The organism is Streptomyces sp. NPDC051662, assembly GCF_040681655.1.
In the GTDB taxonomy this organism is placed as follows: Bacteria; Actinomycetota; Actinomycetes; order Streptomycetales; family Streptomycetaceae; genus Streptomyces.
This window is the reverse complement of the sequence record NZ_JBFAZD010000006.1, coordinates 210,742-235,694: the sequence shown is the minus strand read 5'-3', so window position 1 is coordinate 235,694 and position 24,953 is coordinate 210,742. Positions and strand designations below refer to the sequence as shown.

General features: G+C 69.5%; 19 protein-coding genes, 3 tRNA genes and 2 pseudogenes. 7 read left to right on the top strand and 17 right to left on the bottom strand.

Annotated elements, in window-relative coordinates; genetic code table 11:
- Positions 1–95: 95 nt before the first annotated feature.
- The 9 genes from AB0M67_RS12990 to AB0M67_RS12950 form a co-directional block, all read right to left on the bottom strand.
- Positions 96–275, bottom strand: coding sequence for a hypothetical protein (locus tag AB0M67_RS12990; protein ID WP_365745392.1), 180 nt, complete (start codon positions 273–275; stop codon positions 96–98).
- Between the two features lie 171 nt (positions 276–446).
- Entirely contained in the window at positions 447–731 is a 285-nt protein-coding gene (locus AB0M67_RS12985; RefSeq protein WP_365745391.1) for a hypothetical protein, read from the bottom strand.
- A 288-nt stretch (positions 732–1,019) separates the two neighbouring features.
- A complete protein-coding gene (locus AB0M67_RS12980; protein ID WP_365745390.1) occupies positions 1,020–1,271 on the bottom strand; it encodes a hypothetical protein in 252 nt (83 codons plus the stop codon).
- Positions 1,268–1,570, bottom strand: a complete 303-nt coding sequence (locus AB0M67_RS12975) for a hypothetical protein (protein ID WP_365745389.1) — start codon at positions 1,568–1,570, stop codon at positions 1,268–1,270. The genes AB0M67_RS12980 and AB0M67_RS12975 overlap by 4 nt, the downstream gene beginning before the upstream one ends.
- Positions 1,564–1,836 carry a hypothetical protein gene (locus tag AB0M67_RS12970; RefSeq protein WP_365745388.1) on the bottom strand — a complete coding sequence of 91 codons (273 nt, stop codon included), beginning with the start codon at positions 1,834–1,836 and terminating at the stop codon, positions 1,564–1,566. The genes AB0M67_RS12975 and AB0M67_RS12970 overlap by 7 nt, the downstream gene beginning before the upstream one ends.
- Entirely contained in the window at positions 1,778–5,521 is a 3,744-nt protein-coding gene (locus tag AB0M67_RS12965) for a hypothetical protein (protein ID WP_365745387.1), read from the bottom strand. The genes AB0M67_RS12970 and AB0M67_RS12965 overlap by 59 nt, the downstream gene beginning before the upstream one ends.
- A gap of 41 nt (positions 5,522–5,562) precedes the next feature.
- The gene (locus tag AB0M67_RS12960) at positions 5,563–5,832 is read right to left on the bottom strand and encodes a hypothetical protein (protein WP_365745386.1); all 270 of its coding nucleotides are present in this window, start codon (positions 5,830–5,832) and stop codon (positions 5,563–5,565) included.
- On the bottom strand, positions 5,829–6,092 hold the full coding sequence (locus tag AB0M67_RS12955) for a DNA-binding protein (RefSeq protein ID WP_365745385.1): 264 nt from the start codon (positions 6,090–6,092) through the stop codon (positions 5,829–5,831). Before AB0M67_RS12955 ends, AB0M67_RS12960 begins: the two co-directional genes overlap by 4 nt.
- Positions 6,092–6,376: an XRE family transcriptional regulator gene (locus AB0M67_RS12950; RefSeq protein WP_365745542.1), complete on the bottom strand. Its 285-nt coding sequence runs from the start codon at positions 6,374–6,376 to the stop codon at positions 6,092–6,094. Before AB0M67_RS12950 ends, AB0M67_RS12955 begins: the two co-directional genes overlap by 1 nt.
- A 762-nt stretch (positions 6,377–7,138) precedes the next feature.
- On the opposite strand from AB0M67_RS12950, the gene AB0M67_RS12945 reads away from it, so the two are divergent.
- Positions 7,139–7,615, top strand: coding sequence for a hypothetical protein (locus AB0M67_RS12945; RefSeq protein ID WP_365745384.1), 477 nt, complete (start codon positions 7,139–7,141; stop codon positions 7,613–7,615).
- A 107-nt stretch (positions 7,616–7,722) separates the two neighbouring features.
- Positions 7,723–9,099, top strand: a pseudogene (locus AB0M67_RS12940) (site-specific integrase).
- Between the two features lie 74 nt (positions 9,100–9,173).
- On the opposite strand, the gene AB0M67_RS12935 reads toward AB0M67_RS12940, so the two are convergent.
- The 3 genes from AB0M67_RS12935 to AB0M67_RS12925 form a co-directional block, all read right to left on the bottom strand.
- Positions 9,174–9,247: transfer RNA gene (locus AB0M67_RS12935), tRNA-Ile, on the bottom strand.
- Positions 9,248–9,494: 247 nt separating this feature from the next.
- Positions 9,495–9,567, bottom strand: a tRNA-Asn gene (locus AB0M67_RS12930).
- A 5-nt stretch (positions 9,568–9,572) separates the two neighbouring features.
- Positions 9,573–9,645: transfer RNA gene (locus AB0M67_RS12925), tRNA-Asn, on the bottom strand.
- Between the two features lie 220 nt (positions 9,646–9,865).
- On the opposite strand from AB0M67_RS12925, the gene AB0M67_RS12920 reads away from it, so the two are divergent.
- The 4 genes from AB0M67_RS12920 to AB0M67_RS12905 all read left to right on the top strand — a co-directional run bounded on the left by AB0M67_RS12920 (position 9,866) and on the right by AB0M67_RS12905 (position 15,527).
- Positions 9,866–10,165, top strand: a complete 300-nt coding sequence (locus AB0M67_RS12920; RefSeq protein WP_365745383.1) for a YtxH domain-containing protein — start codon at positions 9,866–9,868, stop codon at positions 10,163–10,165.
- A gap of 69 nt (positions 10,166–10,234) precedes the next feature.
- Positions 10,235–11,680, top strand: a complete 1,446-nt coding sequence (locus tag AB0M67_RS12915; protein WP_365745382.1) for an FGGY family carbohydrate kinase — start codon at positions 10,235–10,237, stop codon at positions 11,678–11,680.
- Positions 11,681–11,868: 188 nt separating this feature from the next.
- Complete coding sequence (locus AB0M67_RS12910; protein ID WP_365745381.1) at positions 11,869–13,602, top strand: ABC transporter ATP-binding protein; 1,734 nt, start codon at positions 11,869–11,871, stop codon at positions 13,600–13,602.
- The gene (locus AB0M67_RS12905) at positions 13,602–15,527 is read left to right on the top strand and encodes an ABC transporter ATP-binding protein (RefSeq protein WP_365745380.1); all 1,926 of its coding nucleotides are present in this window, start codon (positions 13,602–13,604) and stop codon (positions 15,525–15,527) included. Before AB0M67_RS12910 ends, AB0M67_RS12905 begins: the two co-directional genes overlap by 1 nt.
- A gap of 152 nt (positions 15,528–15,679) precedes the next feature.
- On the opposite strand, the gene AB0M67_RS12900 is transcribed toward AB0M67_RS12905, so the two are convergent.
- The 4 genes from AB0M67_RS12900 to AB0M67_RS12885 form a co-directional block, all read right to left on the bottom strand.
- Positions 15,680–17,104: an RNA polymerase sigma factor gene (locus tag AB0M67_RS12900; protein WP_365745379.1), complete on the bottom strand. Its 1,425-nt coding sequence runs from the start codon at positions 17,102–17,104 to the stop codon at positions 15,680–15,682.
- A gap of 102 nt (positions 17,105–17,206) precedes the next feature.
- The gene (dnaG, locus tag AB0M67_RS12895) at positions 17,207–19,117 is read right to left on the bottom strand and encodes a DNA primase (protein WP_365745378.1); all 1,911 of its coding nucleotides are present in this window, start codon (positions 19,115–19,117) and stop codon (positions 17,207–17,209) included.
- Between the two features lie 80 nt (positions 19,118–19,197).
- On the bottom strand, positions 19,198–20,475 hold the full coding sequence (locus tag AB0M67_RS12890; protein ID WP_365745377.1) for an FAD-dependent oxidoreductase: 1,278 nt from the start codon (positions 20,473–20,475) through the stop codon (positions 19,198–19,200).
- Between the two features lie 318 nt (positions 20,476–20,793).
- Positions 20,794–22,209 carry a deoxyguanosinetriphosphate triphosphohydrolase gene (locus AB0M67_RS12885; RefSeq protein WP_365745376.1) on the bottom strand — a complete coding sequence of 472 codons (1,416 nt, stop codon included), beginning with the start codon at positions 22,207–22,209 and terminating at the stop codon, positions 20,794–20,796.
- A gap of 180 nt (positions 22,210–22,389) precedes the next feature.
- On the opposite strand from AB0M67_RS12885, the gene AB0M67_RS12880 reads away from it, so the two are divergent.
- Complete coding sequence (locus AB0M67_RS12880; protein ID WP_365745374.1) at positions 22,390–23,871, top strand: penicillin-binding protein 2; 1,482 nt, start codon at positions 22,390–22,392, stop codon at positions 23,869–23,871.
- A gap of 86 nt (positions 23,872–23,957) precedes the next feature.
- On the opposite strand, the pseudogene AB0M67_RS12875 reads toward AB0M67_RS12880, so the two are convergent.
- Positions 23,958–24,809: pseudogene (locus tag AB0M67_RS12875) on the bottom strand (sirohydrochlorin chelatase); the annotation flags it as partial.
- Positions 24,810–24,953 lie beyond the last annotated feature (144 nt).

Genomic DNA, 24,953 nt, shown 5'->3' with positions numbered 1-24,953 from the left:
CGACCGGGGGTGGGGGTCGGGGCCTTCGCGGGCAGTATGGCGGCGTCCGGGCATGCCGAACGCCCTTTGAGTGCTACACCGAGCGATCGGGCTGGTCAAGCGGCCTTGGCGGTCGTCGCGGGCTGGAGTTCGTTGAGGTCGACCAGCACACGGCCTGCGCGGTCGTATCCGTGGTGGATGAGCTTGCCGCGGCGGAGCTGTTGGCGGACGGTGCCGGGCTTGATGCCGGTAGCGGCTGATGCGGCGTAGGGGTCCACGAGGAGTGGGGCGGTCACGGCCCCATGATCCCGCAAATCGGCCCCGCCGCGATGTGTTCGCGGCGGGGCCGGGGCGCTCGTCCCGTTGGCCGAAGTCCCGAGTAGCTCCGCTACGAGGGCCTTTGGCCGCCTCGCGACCGCACGCACCGGACGCCGCTCCTTGACGCGCGAACGTTGCCGGTCGCGGCACTAGGCATGTGCCTCAACCTCTCCGGCCATGACCTGGGGAGCGTTGGGAAGTAGTGACGCGAGGTTTTCCCGCACAAAGTCCGACGCCCTCGTGATCGACTCATCGGCACCGGCTTGGTCCCGGAAGACGCTGGTCGACAAGACCACTCCGTTCCCGGGATTGATCCAGTAGAAGGCCACGAAGCCAGGGATCTGGCGAACGAGGGGAATGAATCCCTCGTTCACGAGGCGGCCCACCTCGGCAGGATCGGTTACCCCTTCATACCGGCGGACTGCTGCGTACATGGCGCTCCTTGCGGGTTCGGGGTGGATCCTTCGCTGAGGCGCCATACCCGCGCGGCAGTTATCCGCCTCGCGAGGCGTTAGGCAATCACCGGAAAGGCCGCCTCCAGTGACGCCAATGGCGCCGCTTGGCGGGGGTATGACGGCTGGGGTGCCGCAGGCGCCGGACGGTATATATGCCCGGCGTGCGCGGGCGGGCCCCACCCGGTGCGCGTGGAGGCGCGGGATACCCCTACGGCGGGGGCGGGGTATGACCGGCGGCGGACGGCATATGAGCGTCACCGTCGGGTGTCATACCGAGGTCATACGGGGCGATCTGGCAGGCGATGATCTGCGGTTCGACACCCGGCGGTAGACGCCCGCGGCCCAGGCGTTGCGGTACGTACCGGCGATGAGTGATACCGCGTGCTTCACCGCGGTCGACGCGGTCATACCGGCCGTGTCCCCGGTCTTACCCGCGCTCATGATCACGGCCAGGTCGTCATACAGCTCTTGGTCGACCTTGACGGAGAGGCCCTTGCCGGGCAGCGGCGGAGTGCTCACCAGTCCACCTCCCTCGCGGCGCCACGGAGCGCGGCGAGCACGTCAGCCTGCGTGCGCCCCGGCTCGCCCTCCCACGGGACGATGAGCTGCTCGCCGAGGTGGACGACCACCGCGTCCCAGGCGCGCAGGGTGGCTTCCTCGGCGGCCGGGTCGATGCCGGGCGTGGTGTAGCCGGCCGCGCGGTCTATGGCGGAGATGACGGCGTTGAGGTGGGAATCCCAGCCTTCGGCGGCGAAGAGATCGGCGGCCTGGTCCAGGACGGCGGCCACCCGGGAGCGGGTGACGGACAGTGTCAGCACGTCGTCCCCTCCCCATCCTCGGGGCGCGCGTATGGGGTGTAAGTGACCGGGAGGTCGGCGATCATGTTGCGGATGCCGTCGGCGTGGAAGGTCGGCTCGTGCCGACCTTCGACCATGGAGCCGAGGTAGCCGCGCAGCATGGCGGCCCGGGACGCCAGAAGCCGGTGGTAGGTGCCCTCGTCGCGGAGGTCGTCCGACCGGGTGACCTCACGGATGTCCGCAGCGAACACCCCGGCGTCCGGCCAGGACACGGCCACCCACGGCATGTGTCCGAGCACCTCGACGACCGCCGTCTTCAGGCGGCCCCCCACACTGCCCGCGGGGTTCGGCAGACGCATGCCGCGCTGCTCGCGGATGATGGCCACCCACCGCTCCGCCACGCCTACCAGACCGCCGGGCCCGCGCAGATCGAGGACGTCTTCCGACACGGGCAGCGGGGCGAACACGGGGCGCGAGCCTCGGACCTGGCTGCTGCCGCCCGGCGGAGCGAGGAACAGGGCCAGGCCCTCGTACAGGTCCGGCAGGCACTCCAATCGCACGCGGGTCGACTTCGTGCAGCCGGGGCACAGGTAGCTGCCGGTGTCGTCGTACCGCTTGGCACAGTCCACAACGCTGCCGCTGAATCCAGCGTTCGCGGGCTTCCGCGTCTCGGCCGCTGAGTTCGGCCAGCAGTTCCGCCCGCTCCTCGTACAGCCGGTCAAGCTCGTCATCCGCGATACTGCTGGCAGTGAATCGCTGGTCGGCCATGGATTCCTCTTGGTCTCGGTCCTTGATCATGTGACCACTCCTTCCGTTCAGGCGGCGAGAGCCGCGAAGTTGAAGCGGCGCAGGATGGCGCTCACTCGGTGCGCTGCTTGAAGGTCGGAGACGTCTCCGGCCGTTGCGCCGCGCGGTACGGGGATCTTGTTGGTGCGGCAGTAGCCGTGCTGCTTGCTGGTGGGCGCGGCCCCCGCCAGTGCGCGGGCTTGGCGACGAACGCGGCCGGGGCCAGGCGTCGTGTGTGCTGAGGCTTTGCCCGGACGCAGGGAGCCGCAGGGAGGAATGCAGGGACCTGCGGAGCGTTGGTGAATTGCTCTGGCCTGGTGTTTTGCCGGGAGGCAGGGACTTGCAGGGAGAGATCTGTATGCCTGCGCGGTGAGGGAGCTGGAGCTTTCCGTTACGCATACAGACATGTGTGTTGTGTGATGTGTGTGCGATGCGCGCGCTATGTGGGACGGAGGGGAATCTCCCTGCAAGTCCCTGCCTCCCGGCAGGAGCGCAGGTCAGCGACCGCGCAGGGACCGGTGCGGGTCCCTGCTGTGCTCCCTGCCGGGTCCCTGCGGTCCCTGCATCGCGCGTGGACCCGCTCACTGGGTGCCCTGCTGGGGCGCGCTGGTGGACGTCGACGCGCCATGTGTTCTGGCAGCGGTGGGAGTCCCACACCCGTACTGGCTTGAGGTCGCCGAAGAAACGACCGTCCCGGGCTTTGAGCCACCCGCCCAGCACGTTCGCCGTCGGCAGCTCACCGGTCTTCGGGTTGCGCGGGACGGAGTCTGCGACAGAGCCGAGGACGGCGCCGGTCGTGACAGCCTGATCGCCGAGGTTGGTACGCCAGGCGGTCAGGAAGCTGATCCACTCCAGCAGTTCGTCATCCTGCTGGATCGCGTCGTCACGGTCGGCCATCCATCCGGGGACGCCGAGGAAGGCGAGGAGGCCGGCCAACATGGTGGCCCACTCGGAGTAGTCGCCCTTCCGGGTGCGGACGGTCTGGGCGCCAGCGGCGAGCCAGGCCCGCACCATCGTGACGAGCGCGGCCACGACCGTGCTGGCGTTGGAGCGCAGCCACGGGCGGAGGTCGCCTACGCGGAATCCGTCGCGCTGGTCGGGGTCGGGGACGTTGGGGTCGAGGCGTACCCACATGGTGCGTCTCGCGTTGTCCCCGCCTGTACGGAGGCCGTTGCCGGTGAGGATCCACAGCTTGTCATTGAGCATGGTGACCGACGCGGTCGAACCAAGGACGCGGTCTCCCCAGTGCTCGGCGGTCAGAAGGCTGGAGAGCACGGGTGACTTGACGATGTGACCGTTGGGCAGATTGTCGAGGACTACGACCGGCTGCCCAGTGGTGTAGAGCTGCGTGGTGATCGACTTCCGGAGTTCGGTGTCGTTCTCAGGCCATGCGGTCTCGCTGATGCCATAGCCGTACTTGAGGATGTCCTTCAGCAGGCTCTTGCCGCTTCCGGGGGCCGTCGCCGAGATGATGAACATCGGGGTGGGGCCGTAGAAGTACGGGCGCAGGATCGGGGTCAGCAGCGCGCCGAGGAAGTGGGCCCGGTCCGAGGGCTGGGCCCATGGGAAGTCGGCCAGCATCTCATCGAGCACGATTTCCCGGGCGCGTGCCAACGAGTCTGCGGAGACCTGCGGTTGGAGGCGTCGCAGAGGTACGCGCGGCTGGAGATACAGGCCCGTGGCCGTGTCGTATCCGGGCGCCTGAAGGAGGGTTCCGTCCGCTCGGATGACCGGTGATGTGACGATGCCCCGAAGTGGCGGCAGTGGCCAGTCCTTCCGGCCGAGGACTGTGCCGCAGGTCTTCGGCAAGAACAGTTCCCGGACCTCTTCGGATACTCCGTCCGCATCCTTTCGGACCGTGTAGCTGGTGAGGTGATCGGCGAGGTACGCGCGAAGATTGTCGGTACCGAGCTGCTGCACGAGGGGGTTGCCGTTGTCGTCCTCATGGACCCAGCACGGGCCGCCGGAGCGCTTATAGAGGTCCGGCAGGCGGTCGTCCGCCATGAGCATCAGGACACCGTCGATGGCGTCGGCCTCGTTGGTTATGTCCAACTCGGGCCGTGCCGCGACGACCCGGAGCCCCAGGGCGCCGTCCGGCGCATCGTCGGGCTCGGGAACGTGGGCAGGGTCGAGCGCGGATGATCCGTCGCTGAAGTGGCCCCCCACCGGGGCGAGCCGACGACGCGGAGGCTCGGTCCCGAACCCCTGGCCACGCAGCGCGGACGCGGCTCCCTTGTGGTCGCCGCCGTGGTGGAGGAGCGCGCAGGCGCCGAACTTCGTGTAAGGGACTTCGGGGATGAACTCGGTGGAGCTGGAGAAGACGTACAGCCGGTCGCGGCCGGGGTCGCGGCCGGTCGTCGCCGATAGCCCCTTGTCCTTGCCAGGGCGCCGCCAGTACCGGGTCTGCCCGTGCTGCGCCACGAGCGTCCAGCCGTGAGACTGAAGGATGTCGGCCCAGTCGGTTTTGGCCTCGTAGTCCTCGCCAGGACGGACCGAGCCCTCGGGCGCCGGCCGGATGTCGCGCGGGGCTGTCTTGACGGTCTCCTGCTTGGGCAGGGTGTCGAGCATCCGGCAGACCGCCCGAATCGCTGCCATCACATCGGCGTCAACCGTGGGGATGGAGCCGGGCCCACCGGCTAGACGTACGTACGGCCTCCCCGTCGGGTGGGCGACGCCGTAGGAAGGCTCGACCAGCCCGTACCCGCCTTCGCCGCGTGTCCCGATCTGCACGCGGATGATGCGAGTGGTCGGCTTCTCGGCGACGCGCTGCCGTTCCTGCGGCGTGTACTCGTCCTCGCGAGCGAGGCAGGAGGCCAACTTGGTGTTACCAGGGACCTGGGCTCCGTCGATCCGCGCCCGGTAGTGCCGGCCGCCGGACGGGGACTCGGTCGCCCAGCCGGTGAGGATGCTCTCCCACACGGCGCCGAGCCCGGACGCCTTCATGATCTCGGTGACTTCTTCGAGGACGCCGTCCGCGATCGCGTGGCCCTCAAACTCGATCATTTCGACGTTGCCGGACACGCCGCCGTAAACGGTGGCGATGCCCTGGCGGCGGCCGTCGCCGAACCACTGGTCGTGCTCGGCCTCGGTGGAGCGGGTCACCTTGTACGGCTTCCAGCTCCGTACGTCGGCGGCCTTGCTGCCATCGGCCTTGATGGGCAGGACGCACAGGCCAGCGTCGTGCATCTCGCGAGCGGAAGCCCGGAGGTCTGGGGTCTGTGCGTCGGTCACGCGATGCTCCTGGCGGTGCATCGGGCGGGGTGTTCGGTGCGGATGGTGGCGGCGAACTCCGTGACGGCCTGGACGCCGTGTACCGGACCTTCGCGCTGCTGGCAGAGCGCGCATTCGTACTTGGCGCGGGGCGGCCGGATGCGCTTGCCGTCCGGATCGAGTCCGAAGTCGACGGTCAGGGCCGCGATGACACGGCGGCCGTCCGCGCGGGCCGGGCGGCCCGGGGTGGTGCCCCCGGGCGCCGCGGTGCGGTGCGTCTGCGTCACGGGCGCGCCTGCTCGCTCGACGCCGTCGCGGGGGCCACCTGCTCGGCATCGCTGCTGCCGAGCAGGTGGAGGAAGGCCAAGAGGTCGACGTGCCGCACGTAGCGGCGTCGCCCCAGGCGCACCAGTTCGAAGGGCAGCTCGTCCTGTGCGGCGAGCTGGTACGTAGTCGACTGCGCCTGTCCCAGGGCTTTGCCGACGGTGGGCCAGAGCGGGACCAGCGCGGGCTGGTCGAGGATCTCGGCGATGCTGAGTGCGGCCATCACGCGGACACCGCCAGCCGCTGGAGACTGCGGAGGGTGCGACCGTCCCGGGTCCAGAGGACCGGGAGATCCACGCCGATACGGTCCGCTACGGCCAGAGCCACGCTTTCCGGCGCGGTGTCCTGCACGCCGGTCAGGAGGTGGCCGATGGTGCTGTGGTGTACTCCGGCGGCCTCGGCCAGGCCGCGGATACCGACGGGCCGGCCGTCGCCCGTGCGCTTCATGAGGATGCGCAGGACCTCTCGGTCGGCCAGGCGGTACATGGGTTCGCTCAACGCCTTCACCTCGCGCGCCTTGTTCATTTCGATGAACAAGCTGACAGGTATTCAGCCGCGCAAGGGCGCGTCTCCAGCCACATAGCAAGACCCCAGTGGCGCTCCCCGTTCATCCGCATAGACAATCTGTCGATACAGACGGACTAAGGGTTGACTTAGAGCTGGCCAGAACTTGGATTAGGGCGCCTCGCGTACACCGGCCGAATAGACACCTGACGGCAGCGGAGTGACAGGATGAACCTCGTGGCGGAGCGAGCGGCACGGACCGATCTGTCCGACCTCGTGCGCGACCGACGCGCAGGGTTGGGATTGAGCCTCCGAGATCTGGCAGATCAGTGCAGCGACCCGGAAAACATCGAGAGCGGACCGCTCTGGAAGTTCGGCGCGATCAATCGCTTGGAGAAGCGCCTCCCGACAATCCCGCCACAGCTACCCGAGTTGCGCGCCCTGGCGGAGGGGCTGAATGTGCCCCTCTGGAGGGTCCAGGATGCAGCCGGCGCCCAGTTCTTCGGCATCGACACCATTTGGCCTGAGGCCGTGCGGGCAATGGTGCGCGACTACGAGGCAATGCGCCCCGAGGACCAGCACCGAGTCCGGCAGCTCATGAAAACGTGGGGAATGGAGCCACCCCCAGAGGGTGACCCTAAGCGACATTCATGTAACCCCTGGTGCGGACCAAGTCGACTGTGCATGACGGGATCCTTGCCGGAGTCTTCACTTCCGGCCCTGGATTCGAACTGACGTACGGTCAGTCCGAGGGGGGCGCACGACATGATCAAAGTCAATGAGGTGACACGGGTGGACTTCTCTCTGGGGGGCGAGAAGTCGGGCATCCCTACCGGTCGGGCATGTCTGCTCAACGAGGATGACGGGGCCATTCCCGTAGCCATCCGGTACGGCCACGCCCATCCACACCTCTGCCGGGACCTGAACGACTACCACGCGCAGATTCTTGGCGCCGAGGGCCGATGGGTGCAGACCTGGGACCCGGAGGGCTCGGACCGCGTCTACAAGGCGCCGGAGGGGCTCGGCCTGGTCCATGTCGCATGGAGGATCGTTCCTGCGCGGGAGATGCCACACGGCCTTACCTGCATGCCCCTGGAAGTGCAGGGACGGTTCGCGTGGGTGATCCGCTCGGGCCTCGCCACTCCCCGACTATGCGACGAGATGAACGAATACCTCACACGGATCACCGGTGACGGCCTCTGGGTGCAGCGCTGGCGCGGCGCAAATCCAATGGACAACTGACCATGCTGCGGCCGGGGTTCTGCATTCCGGCCAGGCCCGGCCGTCCACCGAACAGACTGGTGAGCGGCGCCCGTGTCCGGCGGGTCAGTTCAGTTCCAGGAGGCATCGTGAAAGGTTCGACATACCGCCGTTGCTACTGCCGCAGCGAGGACGGCAGATCGCTGGGCAAAGACTGCCCGCAACTGTCCAGCCGCAGACACGGGGTGTACGCCGTGCGCCAGGAGCTGCCCGCGCGAGCGGACGGCGGGCGGCGCAGCTTCAGCCGGTCCGGGTACGAGTCGGCGAAGAAGGCCCAGGAGTGCCTGGACGAAGTTCGGGCGCTGCTCGCCCTGCCAGACGGAAACGACGCGGACGGCCAGGTCCGCATCGGCGATCTGCTGGAGACCATCAGCAAGGACAAGAAAGCGCCGCTGCCCGGCCTCGAACAGACACGTCGTCGGTTCCGTGCCGGGCAGGCGCTCGTCAGTGAGCTGACGGTCGGGGCCTGGCTGGACGAATGGCACGCGGCGAAGAAGAAGCGCAAGACCACTCTGCGCGGATACGGCCCTCATATCGACGTCCATCTGAAGCCGGGCATCGGAGCTGCCTCCGTACCGTCGCATTACGGGGCCGGCGACCCAGCAGCGGATCCGCGCGACCCTGCGTGCGGCTCTCAACGCGGCTATCTCCCGGCAGTTGCTGACGTTCAATCCGGCATCGCATGTCGAGCTGGAGTCGGGCAAGCGCCCGAAGGCCGTCCTGTGGTCGGCCGAGCACGTCGAACACTGGCGCGAGACCGGTGAGGCCCCGTCAGCGGTCATGGTGTGGACGCCGGAACAGGCCGGTTCGTTCCTGGACCACGCCGAAGGCGACCGCCTGTACGCGCTGTTCCATCTGATCGCCTTCCGGGGGCTTCGCCGCGGCGAGGCGGTCGGGCAGACGTGGGCGGACGTCAACCTCGGGGCCGAGACACTCCGGGTATCCAAGACGATCGTTCAGGACGGGTGGGCGCCGGTCGAAAGCAAGCCGAAGACGGAGGACAGTGAGGCCCTCATAGCGCTCGGACCGGGGACCACACAGGTCCTCCTGGAACACGTGTACGGCAGCTGGACGAGCGTCAGGAGCGGCTCGGGAAGAGGCTGCCGTGGAACCCGACGGGCAAGGTGTTCGTACAGGAGGACGGGTCCTGGCTGCACCCTGAGAAGGTGTCAGACGTCTTCCGGCGGCTCGTCCGCGAGGCGGACCTTCCGCCGATCAGCCTCCGGGATCTGCGCCATGTGGCTGCAACCTTGATCCATGCGGGTGGAGGTGACCTCCACGCGATCAAGGAAACGCTGCGACACGGAACTATTCAGCTAGCGTCTGACACGTACACCAGTCTTCTGCCCCAGGTCGACAAGGAGGTAGCGAGGAATGCCGAAGCCGTGGTTCCCCGCGCCCGCCGTGCACGGCCGTCCGGCACGCCCGCTCACGCACCGCTCACGCAAGACCCTGTAAACCACTGAGCGCCCCATGTGGTCTAGGCCACGTGGGGCGCTCGGATGCCAGGTGGGAACGATTCATCAAACGGGCGTTCCCGTGGGGCGGGTGGGACTCGAACCCACGGCCGACGGATTATGAGTCCGCTGCTCTAACCGGCTGAGCTACCGCCCCTAACGGCGTGTCGCGCACATTTGTGCGCGCCCGTCTGCCGCAGCATAGCCGCTCATACGATCTCCTGCCTCGGATGGTCGGCATCCTCTGACCATGAGGACTTCGCCATGCGCCGTCCGGTTCCACGAACCACGGAGTAGATCCGTAAGAGGTACCCAAAAGGGGCGGGAAGCCCGGTCGGCGGAGTACCGGAGAGTGAGAACGGGCACACGAAAAAGGACCCCGAAGGGCCCTCCTCGTACTACCGCTCCCCCGGCTGGACTCGAACCAGCAACCCTCCGGTTAACAGCCGAATGCTCTGCCAATTGAGCTACAGGGGATCGCGCTCCCCCGACTGGACTCGAACCAGTAACCTGCCGGTTAACAGCCGGCTGCTCTGCCAATTGAGCTACAGGGGATTGCTGCGTCTGCACCGAACGTACCTACCCCGGTCCTCCCGGGCGGCGCGCGTTCGCTGCGACACATACATTAGCGCAAGCAGGGGGGTGCTTTGCCAATCGGTATCGACCCGGGGCACGCCGGGTGATCCCGGGCCCCGGCGGGGTAGGCGCAGAGCACAGACCGACGGTCCGACGCTGACGCTGGGGACTCCGACGCCGAGAGGGAAGGGTGGCAGCCATGCGGTACCGCCTCACATTCATCGCGGGACTGGCTTGCGGATATGTCCTGGGGACCCGCGCCGGCCGTGAGCGTTACGAGGAGCTCAAGAAATCGGCCCGCCAGATGTCGCAGAACCCGGCGGTGCGCAACGCGGCCGAGTCCGCCGCGCAGACCGGCCGCGAGATCGCGGGCAAGGCGTACCACTCGGTGAACGGCATCGTCGGCGACAAGCTCCCCGACTCCGTCGCCCAGCGTGTGCGCTCCCTGCGCGAGCGGAGTCAGAACGGCCAGGACGACTGGGGTACGAGCAATACCTGACCCGGATCAGGACATCCGGGGCGTCCCGGCAGCGCTACTGGTGCGGCGCGTGCGGCAGAATCGGGTGTCATGGGAATAGTCGCCGGGTTGGACAGTTCGTCCGGGTTCACACGCGTCGTCGTCTGCGACGCGGACACAGGTGCCGTGCTGCGGCAGGGGTACGCGGCCCATCCGGTCGAGCCCAAAGCCACCGAGGTCGATCCGCAGGCCTGGCTGCTCTCCCTCGGCGAGGCCGCCTCGGGCGGGCTGCTGGAGGGCGTGCAGGCCATCGGGGTGGCGGCGCAGCAGCACGGCCTGGTGGCGCTGGACCGGCAGGGGAACCCCGTACGGCCCGCGCTGGTCGGCAACGACAAGCGCGCGCAGGTCGCCGCCGCGGATCTGATCGACGCGCTGGGCGGGCGGCACGCCTGGGCCGAGGCCGTCGGGTCCGTACCGCAGTCGAGTCAGCTCGTGGCCAAGCTGCGCTGGCTGGCGCGGACCGAGCCCGAGGCGGCGCGGCACACCGCGCTGGTGCTCCAGCCGCACGACTGGCTGGTCTGGCAGCTGCTGGGGCGTCCGGCGCGCAGGACGACCGACCGGGGCGGGGCCTCCGGGACCGGCTACTGGTCCGCGCGTACGGGGGCGTACCGGCCGGATCTGGTGGAGCTGGCGCTCGGGCACCAGGCCGCGCTGCCCGAGGTGCTCGGCCCCGCGGACACCGCCGGGACGACCCCCGAGGGGCTGCTGATCTCGGCGGGGACCGGCGAGACGATGGCCGCCGCGTTCGGGCTCGGGGTCGCGGTCGGGGACGCCGTGGTGTCGCTGGGGGCTTCCGGGTCGGTGATGGCCGTCCATCACGAGGCGGCGGCCGACCCGTCCGGAATGATCACTTCCTTCGCGGACGCCACCGGGATGCATCTGCCCGTCGTGCACACGCTGAACGCCGTCAGGGCGCTGCGCGGTACGGCGGAGCTGCTGGGTACGGCGGAGCTGGCCGAGCTGTCCGAGCTGGCGCTCAAGTCCACGCCGGGCTCCTCGGGGCTGGTGTTCCTGCCGTATCTGGAGGGCGAGCGGACCCCGCAGCTGCCGCACACGGCGGGCACGCTGACCGGGCTGCGGCGCGAGTCGATGAAGCCGGAGCATCTGGCGCGGGCCGCGTTCGAGGGGATGCTCTGCTCGCTCGCCGACGCGATGGACGTGCTGCGCGGGCGGGGGGTGGAGGTGCGGCGGGTGTTCCTGCTGGGCGCCGCCGCCGAGCTGCCCGCCGTACAGGCCCTGGCTCCGGCGATCTTCGGGGCGCAGGTGGTCGTACCGCAGCCCGCCGACTACACGGCGATCGGCGCGGCGCGGCAGGCGGCCTGGGCGCTCGGGGTCTCGCGGGGGTCGCTCTCCCCGCACAACCCGCCGGCCTGGCAGGGCGCGGCGGCCCAGGTGTTCGAGCCGGGTGAGGACGCGGCGGTGGGTACGGCGGTACGGCAGCAGTACACGGCGACGCGGGAGCAGATCCACCCCGGGGCGTTCGGGCACGGGGGCTGAGCGGGGCGGTCCGGCGGAGCGGAGTGGAGCGCGCTCGGGAGGGCTTTCGGGGTGGCCGGGGCACGTGCGCGTTCTTGACTCGTCCTTGGACATAAACCCGTGGGGCGAGGCGGGGGCGATAACGCAAGATGGGGGCTGATCCCCGTTCTCGCGACCCTTCATGCCGAGCCGACCCCGAAAGACTACGCGTGCTGCTACGACTTCTGCGAGCCCATCTCGCCCCGTACAAGAGACCGATAGCCCTGCTGGTGGCGCTCCAGCTGTTGCAGACGTGCGCCACCCTCTACCTGCCCACTCTCAACGCCGACATCATCGACAACGGTGTCGTGAAGGGGGACTCGGGCTACATCCTGCGGTTCGGCGGCATCATGATCGCCGTCAGTGTCGTCCAGGTGATCTGCAACATCGGCGCCGTGTACTACGGCGCGCGGACCGCCTCCGCCCTCGGCCGGGATGTGCGGGCCGCCGTCTTCGAGCGGGTGCAGAGCTTCTCCGCCCGTGAGGTGGGTCACTTCGGTGCCCCCTCGCTGATCACCCGCACCACCAATGACGTCCAGCAGGTCCAGATGCTGGTCCTGATGTCGTTCACGCTGATGGTGTCCGCGCCCATCATGTGCGTCGGCGGCATCATCATGGCGCTCGGCCAGGACATCCCGCTGTCGTCGGTGCTGCTGGCCGTCGTACCGCTGCTCGGGATATCCGTGAGCCTCATCATCAGGAAGATGCGGCCGCTGTTCCGGACCATGCAGACCCGGCTGGACACGGTGAACCGGGTGCTGCGCGAGCAGATCACCGGCAACCGCGTGATCAGGGCCTTCGTACGGGACGACTACGAGAAGGAGCGCTTCCGGGGCGCCAACACCGAGCTGACCGATGTCTCGCTGTCGACCGGCCGGCTGATGGCGCTGATGTTCCCGACCGTGATGACGGTCGTGAACCTGTCGTCGATCGCTGTCGTCTGGTTCGGCGCGCACCGGATCGAGAGCGGCGGGATGGAGATCGGCGCGCTGACCGCGTTCCTCGCCTATCTGATGCAGATCGTGATGGCGGTGATGATGGCCACCTTCATGTTCATGATGGTGCCGCGCGCCGAGGTGTGCGCCGAGCGCATCGAGGAGGTGCTCGGCACCAGTTCGAGCGTCGTACCGCCGGAGAACCCGGTGCGGGAGCTGCGCCGGCACGGACATCTGGAGGTGCGGGACGCGGAGTTCCGCTTCCCCGGCGCCGAGGAGCCCGTATTGCGCGAGGTGTCGCTGGTGGCGCGGCCCGGTGAGACGACCGCGGTGATCGGGTCGACGGGCAGCGGCAAGTCGACGCTGCTCGGGCTCATTCCCCGGCTGTTCGACGCGACCAGCGGGGAGGTACTCGTCGACGGCCAGGATGTGCGCGAGCTGGATCCCGTACTGCTGGCGAAGACCGTGAGTCTCGTACCGCAGAAGCCGTATCTGTTCTCCGGGACGGTGGCGACGAATCTGCGCTACGGCAATCCGGACGCGACCGACGTGGAGCTGTGGCACGCGCTGGAGGTCGCCCAGGCGAAGGAGTTCGTCGCGGCCCTGGAGGGCGGGTTGAACGCGCCGATCGCGCAGGGCGGTACGAATGTCTCCGGCGGGCAGCGGCAGCGGCTCGCGATCGCGCGGACGCTGGTGCAGCGGCCGGAGATCTATCTGTTCGACGACTCGTTCTCGGCGCTGGACTACGCCACGGACGCGGCGCTGCGCGGCGCGCTGGCGCGGGAGACCGCGGAGGCGACCGTCGTGATCGTCGCCCAGCGGGTCTCCACCATCAGGGACGCCGACCGCATAGTCGTGCTCGACGAGGGCCGGATCGTGGGGTCGGGCCGCCATCACGAGCTGATGGCGGGAAACGGGACATACCGGGAGATCGTGCTCTCCCAGCTGACCGAGGCGGAGGCTGCCTGATGAGCGGTCCAGGCGGACGCATGATGGCGGCGGGCCCGACACAGCGGTCCATGGATTTCAAGGGGTCGGGCAAGCGGCTGGTGAGGCTGCTGCTCGTGGAGCGGACCACCCTCTGGTGGATGCTCGTGGCCGGTGTGGTGAGTGTCGCGCTGTCGGTCGTGGGACCGAAGATCCTCGGAAAGGCGACGGACCTCATCTTCGCGGGGGTCATCGGCCGGGGGACCCCCGGCGGTGTCACCAAGGCACAGACCATCGAGGAGCTGCGGGCCAGGGGCGACAACGGAATGGCCGACCTGCTCTCCGGAGTGGACTTCACCCCGGGCCAGGGCATCGACTTCGGCGCCGTGGGTGAGGTCCTGCTGATCGTGCTGGTGATCTATGTCGCCGCCGGGCTGCTGATGCTGGTGTCGACCCGGCTCTCCATCCGGGTCATCAACCACACGGTGTACCGGATGCGGGAGGAGATCCAGGCGAAGCTGTCGCGGCTGCCGCTGTCGTACTTCGACCAGCAGCCGCGCGGTGAGGTGCTGAGCCGGGCGACGAACGACATCGACAACATCTCCCAGACCATGCAGCAGACGATGGGGCAGCTGATCAACTCGCTGCTGACGATCATCGGTGTGCTGGTGATGATGTTCTGGATCTCGCCTCTGCTGGCGCTGGTCGCGCTGGTGACGGTTCCGCTGTCGGTGGTGGTGGCGGCGAGGATCGGCAAGCGGTCGCAGCCGCAGTTCGTCCAGCAGTGGAAGGTCACCGGCACGCTGAACGCGCATATCGAGGAGATGTACACCGGGCACGCCCTGGTGAAGGTCTTCGGGCGGCAGAACGAGTCGGCCGAGGCCTTCCGCGAGCAGAACGAACAGCTCTACGAGGCGGGTTTCAAGGCGCAGTTCAACAGCGGGATCATGCAGCCGCTGATGCTCTTCGTCTCCAATCTGAGCTATGTGCTGGTCGCGGTCGTCGGCGGACTGCGGGTCGCCTCGGGCTCGCTGTCGATCGGTGATGTGCAGGCGTTCATCCAGTACTCGCGGCAGTTCTCCATGCCGCTGACGCAGGTCGCGTCGATGGCCAATCTGGTGCAGTCGGGTGTCGCCTCCGCCGAGCGGATCTTCGAGCTGCTGGACGCGGAGGAGCAGGAGGCCGACGCCCCCGCGGTGGAGCGGCTGCGCGAAGCGCGGGGCAAGGTCACGCTGGATCATGTGTCGTTCCGGTACGAGCCCGACAAGCCCCTGATCGACGATCTGTCGCTCTCGGTGGACCCGGGACAGACCGTCGCGATCGTCGGGCCGACGGGCGCCGGCAAGACCACGCTGGTCAATCTGCTGATGCGGTTCTACGAGGTGACGAGCGGCCGGATCACGCTGGACGGCACGGACGTGTCCCGGATGTCCCGTGCGGAGCTGCGGTCCGGGATAGGCATGGTCCTTCAGGACACCTGGCTGTTCGGCGGCACGATCGCGGAGAACATCGCGTACGGCGCGTCGCGCGAGGTCAGTCGTGAGGAGATCGAGGAGGCGGCGCGGGCGGCTCACGCCGACCGGTTCGTCCGTACGCTCCCCGACGGCTATGACACCGTGATCGACGACGAGGGGTCGGGGGTCAGCGCGGGTGAGAAGCAGCTGATCACCATCGCGCGGGCGTTCCTGTCCGATCCGGTGATCCTCGTGCTGGACGAGGCGACCAGTTCGGTGGACACCCGGACCGAGGTGCTGATCCAGAAGGCGATGGCGCGGCTGGCCCACGGCCGTACGAGCTTTGTGATCGCGCACCGGCTCTCCACGATCCGGGACGCGGACGTGATCCTGGTGATGGAGAACGGCGCGATCGTCGAACAGGGCACGCACGACGAGCTGCTGGCGGCGGAGGGCGCGTACGCGCGGCTGTACGCGGCCCAGTTCGCGCAGGCGGTCGCCGAAGTGGACTGACCGGCGCGGCTGGTGAGCGCTGGTCGTGGACGCCGCGTCCGTTTCCGCCTTCGGGTGGGTACGGGCGCGGCGTCCGTTTCGGGACCGGGGATCAGGGATCGGGGCTTGGGGCCGGGGCCGGGGCTTGGGGCTGGGACCTGGAGGCCGCTTTCTCAGTCCAGGTAGCCGCGGAGCTGGTCGGCGTAGGCGTGATCACGGAGTCTGCCGAGCGTCTTGGACTCGATCTGGCGTATGCGCTCGCGGGTCACGCCGAAGATCCGGCCGATCTCCTCCAGGGTGCGGGGCCGGCCGTCGGCCAGTCCGTACCGCAGCTGGATGACCTTGCGTTCGCGCTCGCCGAGGGTGGAGAGCACCGCGTCCAGATGCTGGCGCAACAGCAGGAAGGCCGCCGACTCGACGGGGGACGCGGCGTCGCCGTCCTCGATCAGATCGCCGAGCGCGACATCCTCCTCCTCGCCCACGGGGGCATGCAGGGAGACCGGCTCCAGGGAGAGCCTGAGCACCTCCCTGACCCGGTCGGGGGCCAGCTCCAGCTGGGCGCCCACCTCTTCGGGGGTCGGCTCGTAACCGCGTTCCTGGAGCAGTCTGCGCTGGACGCGTACGACGCGGTTGATCAGCTCGACCACATGGACCGGGACGCGGATGGTGCGGGCCTGGTCGGCGAGCGCCCGGGACATCGCCTGGCGGATCCACCAGGTCGCGTAGGTCGAGAACTTGTAGCCGCGGGCGTAGTCGAACTTCTCGACTGCCCTGATCAGGCCGAGATTTCCCTCCTGGACGAGATCGAGCATGGTCAGTCCGCGGCCGACGTAGCGTTTGGCCACCGAGACGACCAGCCGCAGATTCGCCTCGATGAGACGGCGTTTGGCCATCCGGCCCAGCACGACCAGCCGGTCGAGGTCGAGGGCCAGTTGGGAGTCCAGATCGGGGGTGGTGCTCAGCTTCTCCTCGGCGAAGAGGCCGGCCTCGACCCGGCGGGCGAGGTCCACTTCGTCGAAGGCGGTGAGCAGCGGTATCCGCCCGATCTCCCGCAGATACTGGCGGAAGAGATCGGAGGAGGGTCCGCCGGTGTCGGCACGGCTGCCCGGCCGGCCCGTGGGCTCGGGCACGAGGGGCACCTCCACAGGATGCTCGGTGAGCGGCTCCTCGACGGACTCGGGAGATGCTGCCTCCGCCTCCCGCACGACCGTCTCGGGGTGGTGCGCGACGCGGCTCTGCGCGGGGACGGCGGGCACGGGGGCGGCGGGCGCGTGGCCGGTGGGGGACGCGGCGGGGGGCGCGTCGGACGAGGCGGGCGCGGGCGCGGACGGGGGCGCAGGCGCGGGGGGTGGCGCTGAGGGGGGCGCTGAGGGGGGCGCTGAGGGGGGCGCGGCTAACGTCTCGGTGAGGGTCTGGGTCTGGGTCTGCACGGGGGGCGACCTCCAGGTGATCGCTGCCGGTTCGGGGCGGGGGGCGTACGGCAGCGGGACGAGGACGGCCGGGCCGCCTTCCGTCCCGTACACGATGAGCGGATCCGCGGGGGTGAGGCGCCCACCGTCGGTAGGCCGGCCGCGCTCCGGTGAACTCAGGCACCGCATCCCAGTGTGGGGTACGACATATCGCTGCCACGAGGGGCGTGCGGTGACTTTTTGCGCCCTGTACGTAACCGTGCCGTTACCGCACGGAGGCCCGGAGGCGGTCTACAGGGCGGCGGCGCCGTCGTTGCGCAGGGACTGGCCGTACTGCTGAAGCACCCACAGTTCCTTCTGAACGGCGGCGTAATGGTCCGGATCGGAGCGCGTGCCCAGCCGGGTGAGCGTGCCGGTCACGTCACGGACGCGGCGGTCGACGGCGCGCAGTCTGACCTGGACGAGCTGCTGGCCCGCGTAGACCTCGTCGATCGTCTTGCCGTGGAAGACCTCCACCGCCAGCTCGGTGACCATGGCGCGCACCACGTCGTTCGGCGCGGCGTCACGGACCCTCGCCAGATACTCGGGGGCGGACTCCAGGCCCTGTTCGGCGCCGCCCGCGTCCTCTATGGCGCGGCGTACGGCGGCGTACGGCGGGGCCGTGAACTCGTCCTCGCCGTAGGCGTCGAAGGCGGGGGAGACCAGTTCGGGCCGCTGGAGGGCGAGCTTCAGCAGCTCGCGCTCGGTGCGGTGGGCGGGACTGCGGAGGTTGAGCGCGGGGCCCGCGGGGCCCTGTGGGGGGCGGGCGGCGTACGACTGCGACTGCTGCGAGCGGCGCTCGGGGGCGGGCGCCGGTCCCCGGCCGCCGCGGTCGCGCGCCCAGCGCGCCATCTGTGCCACCCGCTTGACCACGAACTGGGTGTCGAGGATGCCGAGGATGCCGGCGAGCTGGACCGCGACCTCGTGCTGCGAGGAGCCGTTCTTGATCCGGGCGACGATCGGGGCCGCCTCGTCGAGCGCCGCCGCCCGGCCCGCCGGGGTCTCCAGGTCGTACCGCCCGACGATCTGGCGGATCGCGAACTCGAAGAGCGGCGTACGCGGCTGGACCAGGTCCTGGACGGCCTCGTCGCCCTTGGCGAGCCGTAGCTCGCACGGGTCCATCCCGTCGGGGGCGATGGCGATATAGGTCTCGGCGGCGAACTTCTGATCGTCCTCGAAGGCGCGCAGCGCGGCCTTCTGACCCGCCGCGTCCCCGTCGAAGGTGAAGATCACCCGGGCGCTGCCGTTGTCCATCAGCAGCCTTCGGAGGATCTTGATGTGGTCGCCGCCGAAGGCCGTGCCGCAGGTGGCGATGGCGGTGGTGACCCCGGCCAGGTGACAGGCCATCACATCGGTGTATCCCTCGACCACCACGGCGCGGCTGGCCTTGGCGATGTCCTTCTTCGCCAGGTCGACGCCGTACAGCACCTGGGACTTCTTGTAGATCGATGTCTCGGGGGTGTTGAGGTACTTCGGGCCGTTGTCGTCCTCGCGCAGCTTGCGCGCGCCGAAGCCGACCACTTCGCCTGAGATATCGCGGATGGGCCACATCAGCCGGCCGCGGAAGCGGTCGATGGGACCGCGGCGGCCGTCCTGGGAGAGGCCGGAGAGCAGCAGCTCCTTGTCGGTGAAGCCCTTGCCGCGCAGAAAGCGGGTGAGATGGTCCCAGCCGACGGGGCTGTAACCGACGCCGAAATGCTCGGCCGCGGCCTGGTCGAAACCGCGCTCGGCGAGAAACTTCCGGCCGATCTCGGCCTCGGGGCCGGCGAGCTGCTCGACATAGAACTCGGCGGCGATCTTGTGTGCCTCGACCAGGCGGGTGCGCTCGCCGCGCTGGCTCGCCGGGTTGTATCCGCCTTCTTCGTACCGGAGGGTGATGCCCCCCTTGGCGGCGAGCCGCTCGACCGTCTCGGAGAAGGAGAGATGGTCGATCTTCATCACGAAGGCGATGGTGTCCCCGCCCTCCTGGCAGCCGAAGCAGTGGAAGAGACCCTTGCTCGGACTGACCTGGAAGGAGGGGGACTTCTCGTCGTGGAACGGGCAGAGCCCCTTGAGGTTGCCACCGCCCGCGCTGCGCAGCTGGAGGTAGTCGGACACGACGGCGTCGATCGGGACCGCGTCCCGAACCGCCTTCACGTCGTCATCGTTGATCCTGCCGGCCACGCGTGAATTCTACGGGGACGTACCGACATCCACGGACCGTCCGGTGCACGGCCGGGGCCGCCGGGGCCGTCCGTGCCAGGTCAGGAGGGCAGCGAGCCGAGCGGGACAGCCGGGTCGGCGAGGGCGTCCAGATCCTGCCGGGCACCGGAACGGATGAGGCGCTGGATGTCCTCGGTGACGTCCCACACGTTGACGTTCATCCCGGCGAGCACCCTGCGGTCCTTCAGCCAGAACGCGCAGAACTCCCGCTTTCCGGCGTCGCCCCGCACGACCACCTGGTCGTACGAGCCGGGCGGGGCCCAGCCGGAGTACTCCAGGCCGAGGTCGTACTGATCGGAGAAGAAGTAGGGGATCCGGTCGTAGACGACGTCCTTGCCGAGCATGGCGCGGGCGGCGGCCGGGCCGCCGTTGAGGGCGTTGGCCCAGTGTTCGACGCGCACCCGGTCGGTGGCGAGTGTGGCGCCCCAGCCGGTGACCGGGAAGGCGGCCACGTCCCCGGCCGCGTAGATATCGGGGTCGGAGGTGCGCAGCGCCGCGTCCACGGCGATCCCGCCGCCCTCCGCGCGGTCGGCGAGAGCGAGACCGGCGGCCTCGGCGAGGGCGGTGCGTGGGGCGGCGCCGATCGCGGCGAGGACATCGTGGGCGGGGTAGTCCTCGCCGTCGTCCGTACGGGCCGAGAGGACCATGCCGTCCTGTCCGGTGATCTCGGTGAGCCGGACACCGAAGTGGAACCGTACGCCGTGCTCCCGGTGCAGATCGGCGAAGAGCTGGCCCAGCTCGGGGCCGATGACCCGCAGGAGCGGGGTCTCCTCGGTCTCGATGACGGTGACCTCGGCGCCGTAGCCGCGGGCCGCCGCCGCTACCTCCAGGCCGATCCAGCCCGCGCCCGCGATCACCAGATGACCGTTGTCGCGGCCGAGGGAGGCGAGTACGTGGCGCAGCCGGTCGGAGTGCGCGAGACGGCGAAGGTGGTGGACACCGGCCAGGTCCGTGCCGGGGATGTCGAGGCGGCGCGGTTCCGCGCCGGTGGCCAGCAGCAGCTTGTCGTACCGTACGGAGGCGCCGTCGCCGAGATGTACGCACCGGGTGTCCCGGTCGATGGAGGTCACGGTCTGGCCGAGATGCAGCTCCACCTGGGCCTGGGCGTACCAGGCTGGCTCGTGCACGAAGACGCTGTCCCGCTCCTCGGAACCGGTCAGATACCCCTTCGACAGCGGCGGGCGTTCATAGGGATGGTCGCGCTCGTCACCGATGAGGATCACCCGGCCGGTAAACCCTTCCGCACGCAGGGTTTCCGCCGCCTTGGCCCCGGCGAGTCCACCGCCGACGATGACAAATGTCCGATGTGCGTCGACCACTTGATGCCTCCTCTTCGCGCTGCCGCCATCTGCGAGCGTCCCGCACGGAGCGTGATGGCGAAAGAGGGAGCGCTCCACGGGCATGTCTCACTGCTGTGATCCGGCTACTCTCCTGCAACCGATGATCAGGAGCCGTGAGGCATGAGGGGCGCATGTCACCCCTTCATCGCACCACCTTCATCGGAGCACCACTCATTGGACCATCCGCGGGTCCGCGTGGGCCGCACGTGTGCGCGGTGGTCGCTCAACGGTGTGAGAGCGGCGGTGGTGGGCGGCCGGGGCGGCGATGAGCGTTCTCGGGGCGGTGTCAGAGCGGTGTCAGAGCGGCGATGAGCCGCGGCCGGTGAGTTCCGTGTGCAGGGAGCGGGCCGCCGCGTCGGTGAGTGACGCGATCTGGTCGACGATCACGCGTTTGCGCGCCCGGTCGTCGCGTGCGGTGTCGAACAGCGCGCGGAACTGTGGATCGAGCCCCTCGGGGGCGCGGGCCGTGAGCGCGCCCGCCAGTTCGGCCAGCACGATCCGCTGGTCGGCGCGGAGGACCTCCTGTTCGGCGCGCTGCATGACATAGCGGTCGGCGACGGCCTTGAGGACCGCGCACTCGTGCCGGGCCTCGCGCGGGACGACCAGCTCGGCGGCGTACCGGGTGAGCGGGCCCGTACCGTACGCCCGGCGGGTGGCGCCCTCGGCGGCTTCGCAGAAGCGGCCGATGAGCTGGCTGGTGGCGTCCTTGAGCCGGGACTGCGCGACGGCGGATCCGTCGTACGCGTGCGGCCACCACTCCTGTGCCATCAGCCGGTCGAGCGCGGCGTCCAGCTCCCGCGGGTCCGTGTCCGCGGGTACGTAGCGGCCGATGGCCACCGCCCAGATCGTGCTCCGCTCGGACGCGGAGGTGAGCGCGGCGGGGTCGACATGGCCCGCGTGCAGCCCGTCCTCGAAGTCATGGACGCAGTAGGCCACATCGTCCGACCAGTCCATGACCTGTGCCTCGAAGCAGATACGGTCCGCCGGCGCGCCCTTGCGCACCCAGGTGAAGACCGGCAGATCGTCCTCGTAGACACCGAATTTCGCCGAACCGGGCTCGGTGGGATGCGCGCCGCGCGGCCAGGGGTATTTGGTGGCCGCGTCCAGTGCGGCCCGGGTGAGGTTGAGGCCGACGCTGACCAGGCCGCCGGCCTCGGCGTGATCGGCCGCCGGGACGGAGGCGGAGGCGGAGGGCGTGGCGGAGGGCGTGGCGGAGGCGGAGGGCGTGGCGGCCACCGCCTCCGAGCGGACGAATCGTTTCGGCTCGATACGGGTCAGCAGCCTCAGCGACTGGGCGTTGCCCTCGAAGCCGCCGCAGTCGGCGGCGAAGTCGTTGAGCGCCTGCTCGCCGTTGTGGCCGAAGGGCGGGTGGCCCATGTCGTGGGAGAGACACGCGGCCTCGACGAGATCCGGGTCACAGCCGAGCGCCGCGCCGAGCTCGCGGCCGACCTGGGCGCACTCCAGGGAGTGGGTCAGCCGGGTACGGGGGCTGGCGTCCCACTCCTGGCTGCGGGATCCGGGGGTCACCACCTGGGTCTTGCCCGCGAGCCTGCGCAGCGCGGAGGAGTGCAGGACCCGCGCGCGGTCGCGCTGGAACGCGGTGCGGCCCGGACGTTTGTCGGGTTCGGGCGCCCAGCGTTCGGTGGCCGCGTCGTCATACCGGCGCGCCGGTTCCGGAGAGTGCGGTGTGGTGGTATCGGTGGTGCCTGCCATGCACCGAAGGTAACCGGCGCGGGTGCCCCGCGCGGACTCCGGGCGCGGGCACCGGACGGGTTGTACCGGCTCGCCGGAACCGCAGGCCGGCACGTCGCATCTTTACCAGGAAGATCGAATGTGTGACCACGTACGAGTGCGTGGAGGTGACCGCGCGGGTGCGTGGGAGAGGAGAGCTCGATGAACAAGCCGCTGAGGCGTATCGCCATCTTCTGCGGGGTGCTCGTGCTCGGCCTGCTGGTGCGGGCCAACTGGCTTCAGTTCGTCCAGAGCGACAGCCTCGCCAACCACGAGAACAACCGCCGGGTCAAGATCGCCCAGTTCTCGCAGCCACGCGGGGACATCATCGTGGGCGGCCGGCCGGTCACCGGCTCGCGGGAGGTCAAGGACGCGGAGTTCGCCTACCGGCGTACCTTCTCCGAGGGGCCGATGTACGCACCGGTCACCGGCTACGCCTCGCAGGCCCAGGGCATGTCCCTGCTGGAGAAGACGTACGACAAGGTGCTGAGCGGACAGGACGACCGGTTCGCCTTCGGGCGCGCCCTGGATGTCCTCACCGACGAGAAGCCACGCGGTGGTGATGTGATCACCACCATCGATCCGAAGGCGCAGAAGGCCGCCTACAAGGGGCTGACCGATCTCGGCGCCCGGGGTGCGGTGGTCGCCCTCGATCCGCGGACCGGCAAGGTCCTCTCGCTCGTCTCCACGCCCTCCTACGATCCTTCCGCCTTCGCGGGACTGTCCTTCAAGGAGGGCGACACGTTCAAGGCGCTCGACGCCGACAAGGGCAAGCCGCTGGCCAACCGGGCGCTGCGGGAGACCTATCCGCCCGGCTCCACGTTCAAGATCCTCACGGCCGCCGCGGCTCTGGAGCACGGGGTGATCTCGGACATCGACGCTCCGTCCGACGCCGTCTCGCCCTATCCCCTGCCGCTCTCCAGCAACAAGATCAGCAGTGAGGCGGGCGACGAGGTGTGCGACAGGGCCTCGCTGAAGACCGCCATGCAGTACTCCTGCAACAACGTCTTCCTCGACGCGGCGGCCAAGGTCGGCGCGGAGAAGATGCGCGAGACGGCGGAGAAGTTCGGGTTCAACGCCGATGTCTACTCCGACGACTTCGGCGACATGCTGGCCACCAAGAGCCTCTACCCCGAGAAGCTGGACCGGCCGGGGACCGCGCTCACGGGCATGGGCCAGGGCAGTCTCACCAGCACGCCGATGCAGATGGCCATGGTGACCGCCGCTCTCGCCAACGGCGGCAAGCTGATGCAGCCCTATATCGTCGAGGAGCTGCGCGGCCCCGATCTCTCCAGCCTGGACAAGCGCGAACCCGCGATCAAGAGCCAGGCCGTCTCCGAGGACACCGCGGAAAAGGTGCGGGAGATGATGGAGTTCACCGCCGCGGAGGGCAGCGCGAAGAGGGCGCTGATCGACGGCGTCACGGTCGGCGGGAAGACCGGCACCGCGCAGCGCGGGATCGATGTCAGCCAGGAGGTGCCGTACGGCTGGTTCGTCTCCTACGGCCAGAAGGGCGACGCGTCCGTCGCCGTCGCGGTCTTCATCGACCCCACGGACATGGACATCTCCCGGGCGGATATCTCCGGCGGCAAGCTCGGCGCGCCGATCGCGAAGAGCGTCATGAAGGCCGTACTCGACAAGTGAACGCCGCCCTCCCCGGGACTCTCGGGGCGCGGCGCCGTCAGGGGTGACGTCGGAGATGACGTCAGGGTGGACGTCGGAGGTGTCGCCAGGGCCTCGTCGTAGCGATGGAGCAGCAGCCGGGCCATCGCGGGGTGTGCGCCGAGCGGGGCGGTGACGAGCCGGGGCGCGGGGACGAGCCGGGGCGCGGTGACGAGCCCGGATCCGGCGGCGGCGCTGCGGGTGGCGAAGTGTCCGGGAGCGGTGAAGTACGAGGCGATCGCGGTGCGGTGGCGGCCCTGGGCGGCAAGGGCGCGCAGGGCCTCGGGGACGGTGGGTGAGGCGGCGGACGCGTAGGCGGGGACGACCGGTACGCCGCCGAGACGCTCGCTGAGCATCACGGCCGTACGGCGGGTGTCCGCGACCGACTCGGGGTCGCGCGATCCGGCGGCGGCCAGGACGACCCCGGCGTCGTGCCCGGTGGGGTCGGTGCCGCGGTCCCTCCCCTTTATGGGCAGGCCGGCCTCGACGAGACGGGCGTACAGCGCCTCGACCAGCAGCGGATGCGGCCCGAGTGGGGCGGCGATCCGGGTGCGCAGGCGGGGCGCGGCGGCGGCGAACGCGGGCAGGTCGCGCTTGATGTGCACGCCACGGCTCAGGAGAAGGGGTACGAGGACGGCCCGGCCCGCGTCGAGGGCGGCGAGGGTGTCGGGCAGCCGCGGTTCGTTGAGCTCGATATGGCCGAGCCGTACGTCGAGACCGGGGCGCAGTTCGCGGACCAGGTCGAGCAGCGCCGTGATGGTGCGCAGGGCGCGCGGGTCGCGGCTGCCGTGGGCGACGACGACGAGGGCGGGTGCCGGACCGGGGGACGCGGGGGTGTCGCCGCTCGGGTTTCTCGGCGTTCCGTTCCGTGTGACGTGGCTGAGCTGATGACCGAGTCGCTCGGTGATCCGGGTGAACAGCTGCCCCGCCGTGTCGAAGGGGAACGGCTCCTCGTCCCGTGGCTCCCCTGACTTCCGCGACTCCCGCGCGGCCGGTGTGGGGGGTTGTGGGGGTGACATGCGGTGGTGTGCCGGCTCCGTCATGAACCGATCGTGGCGGGTCCT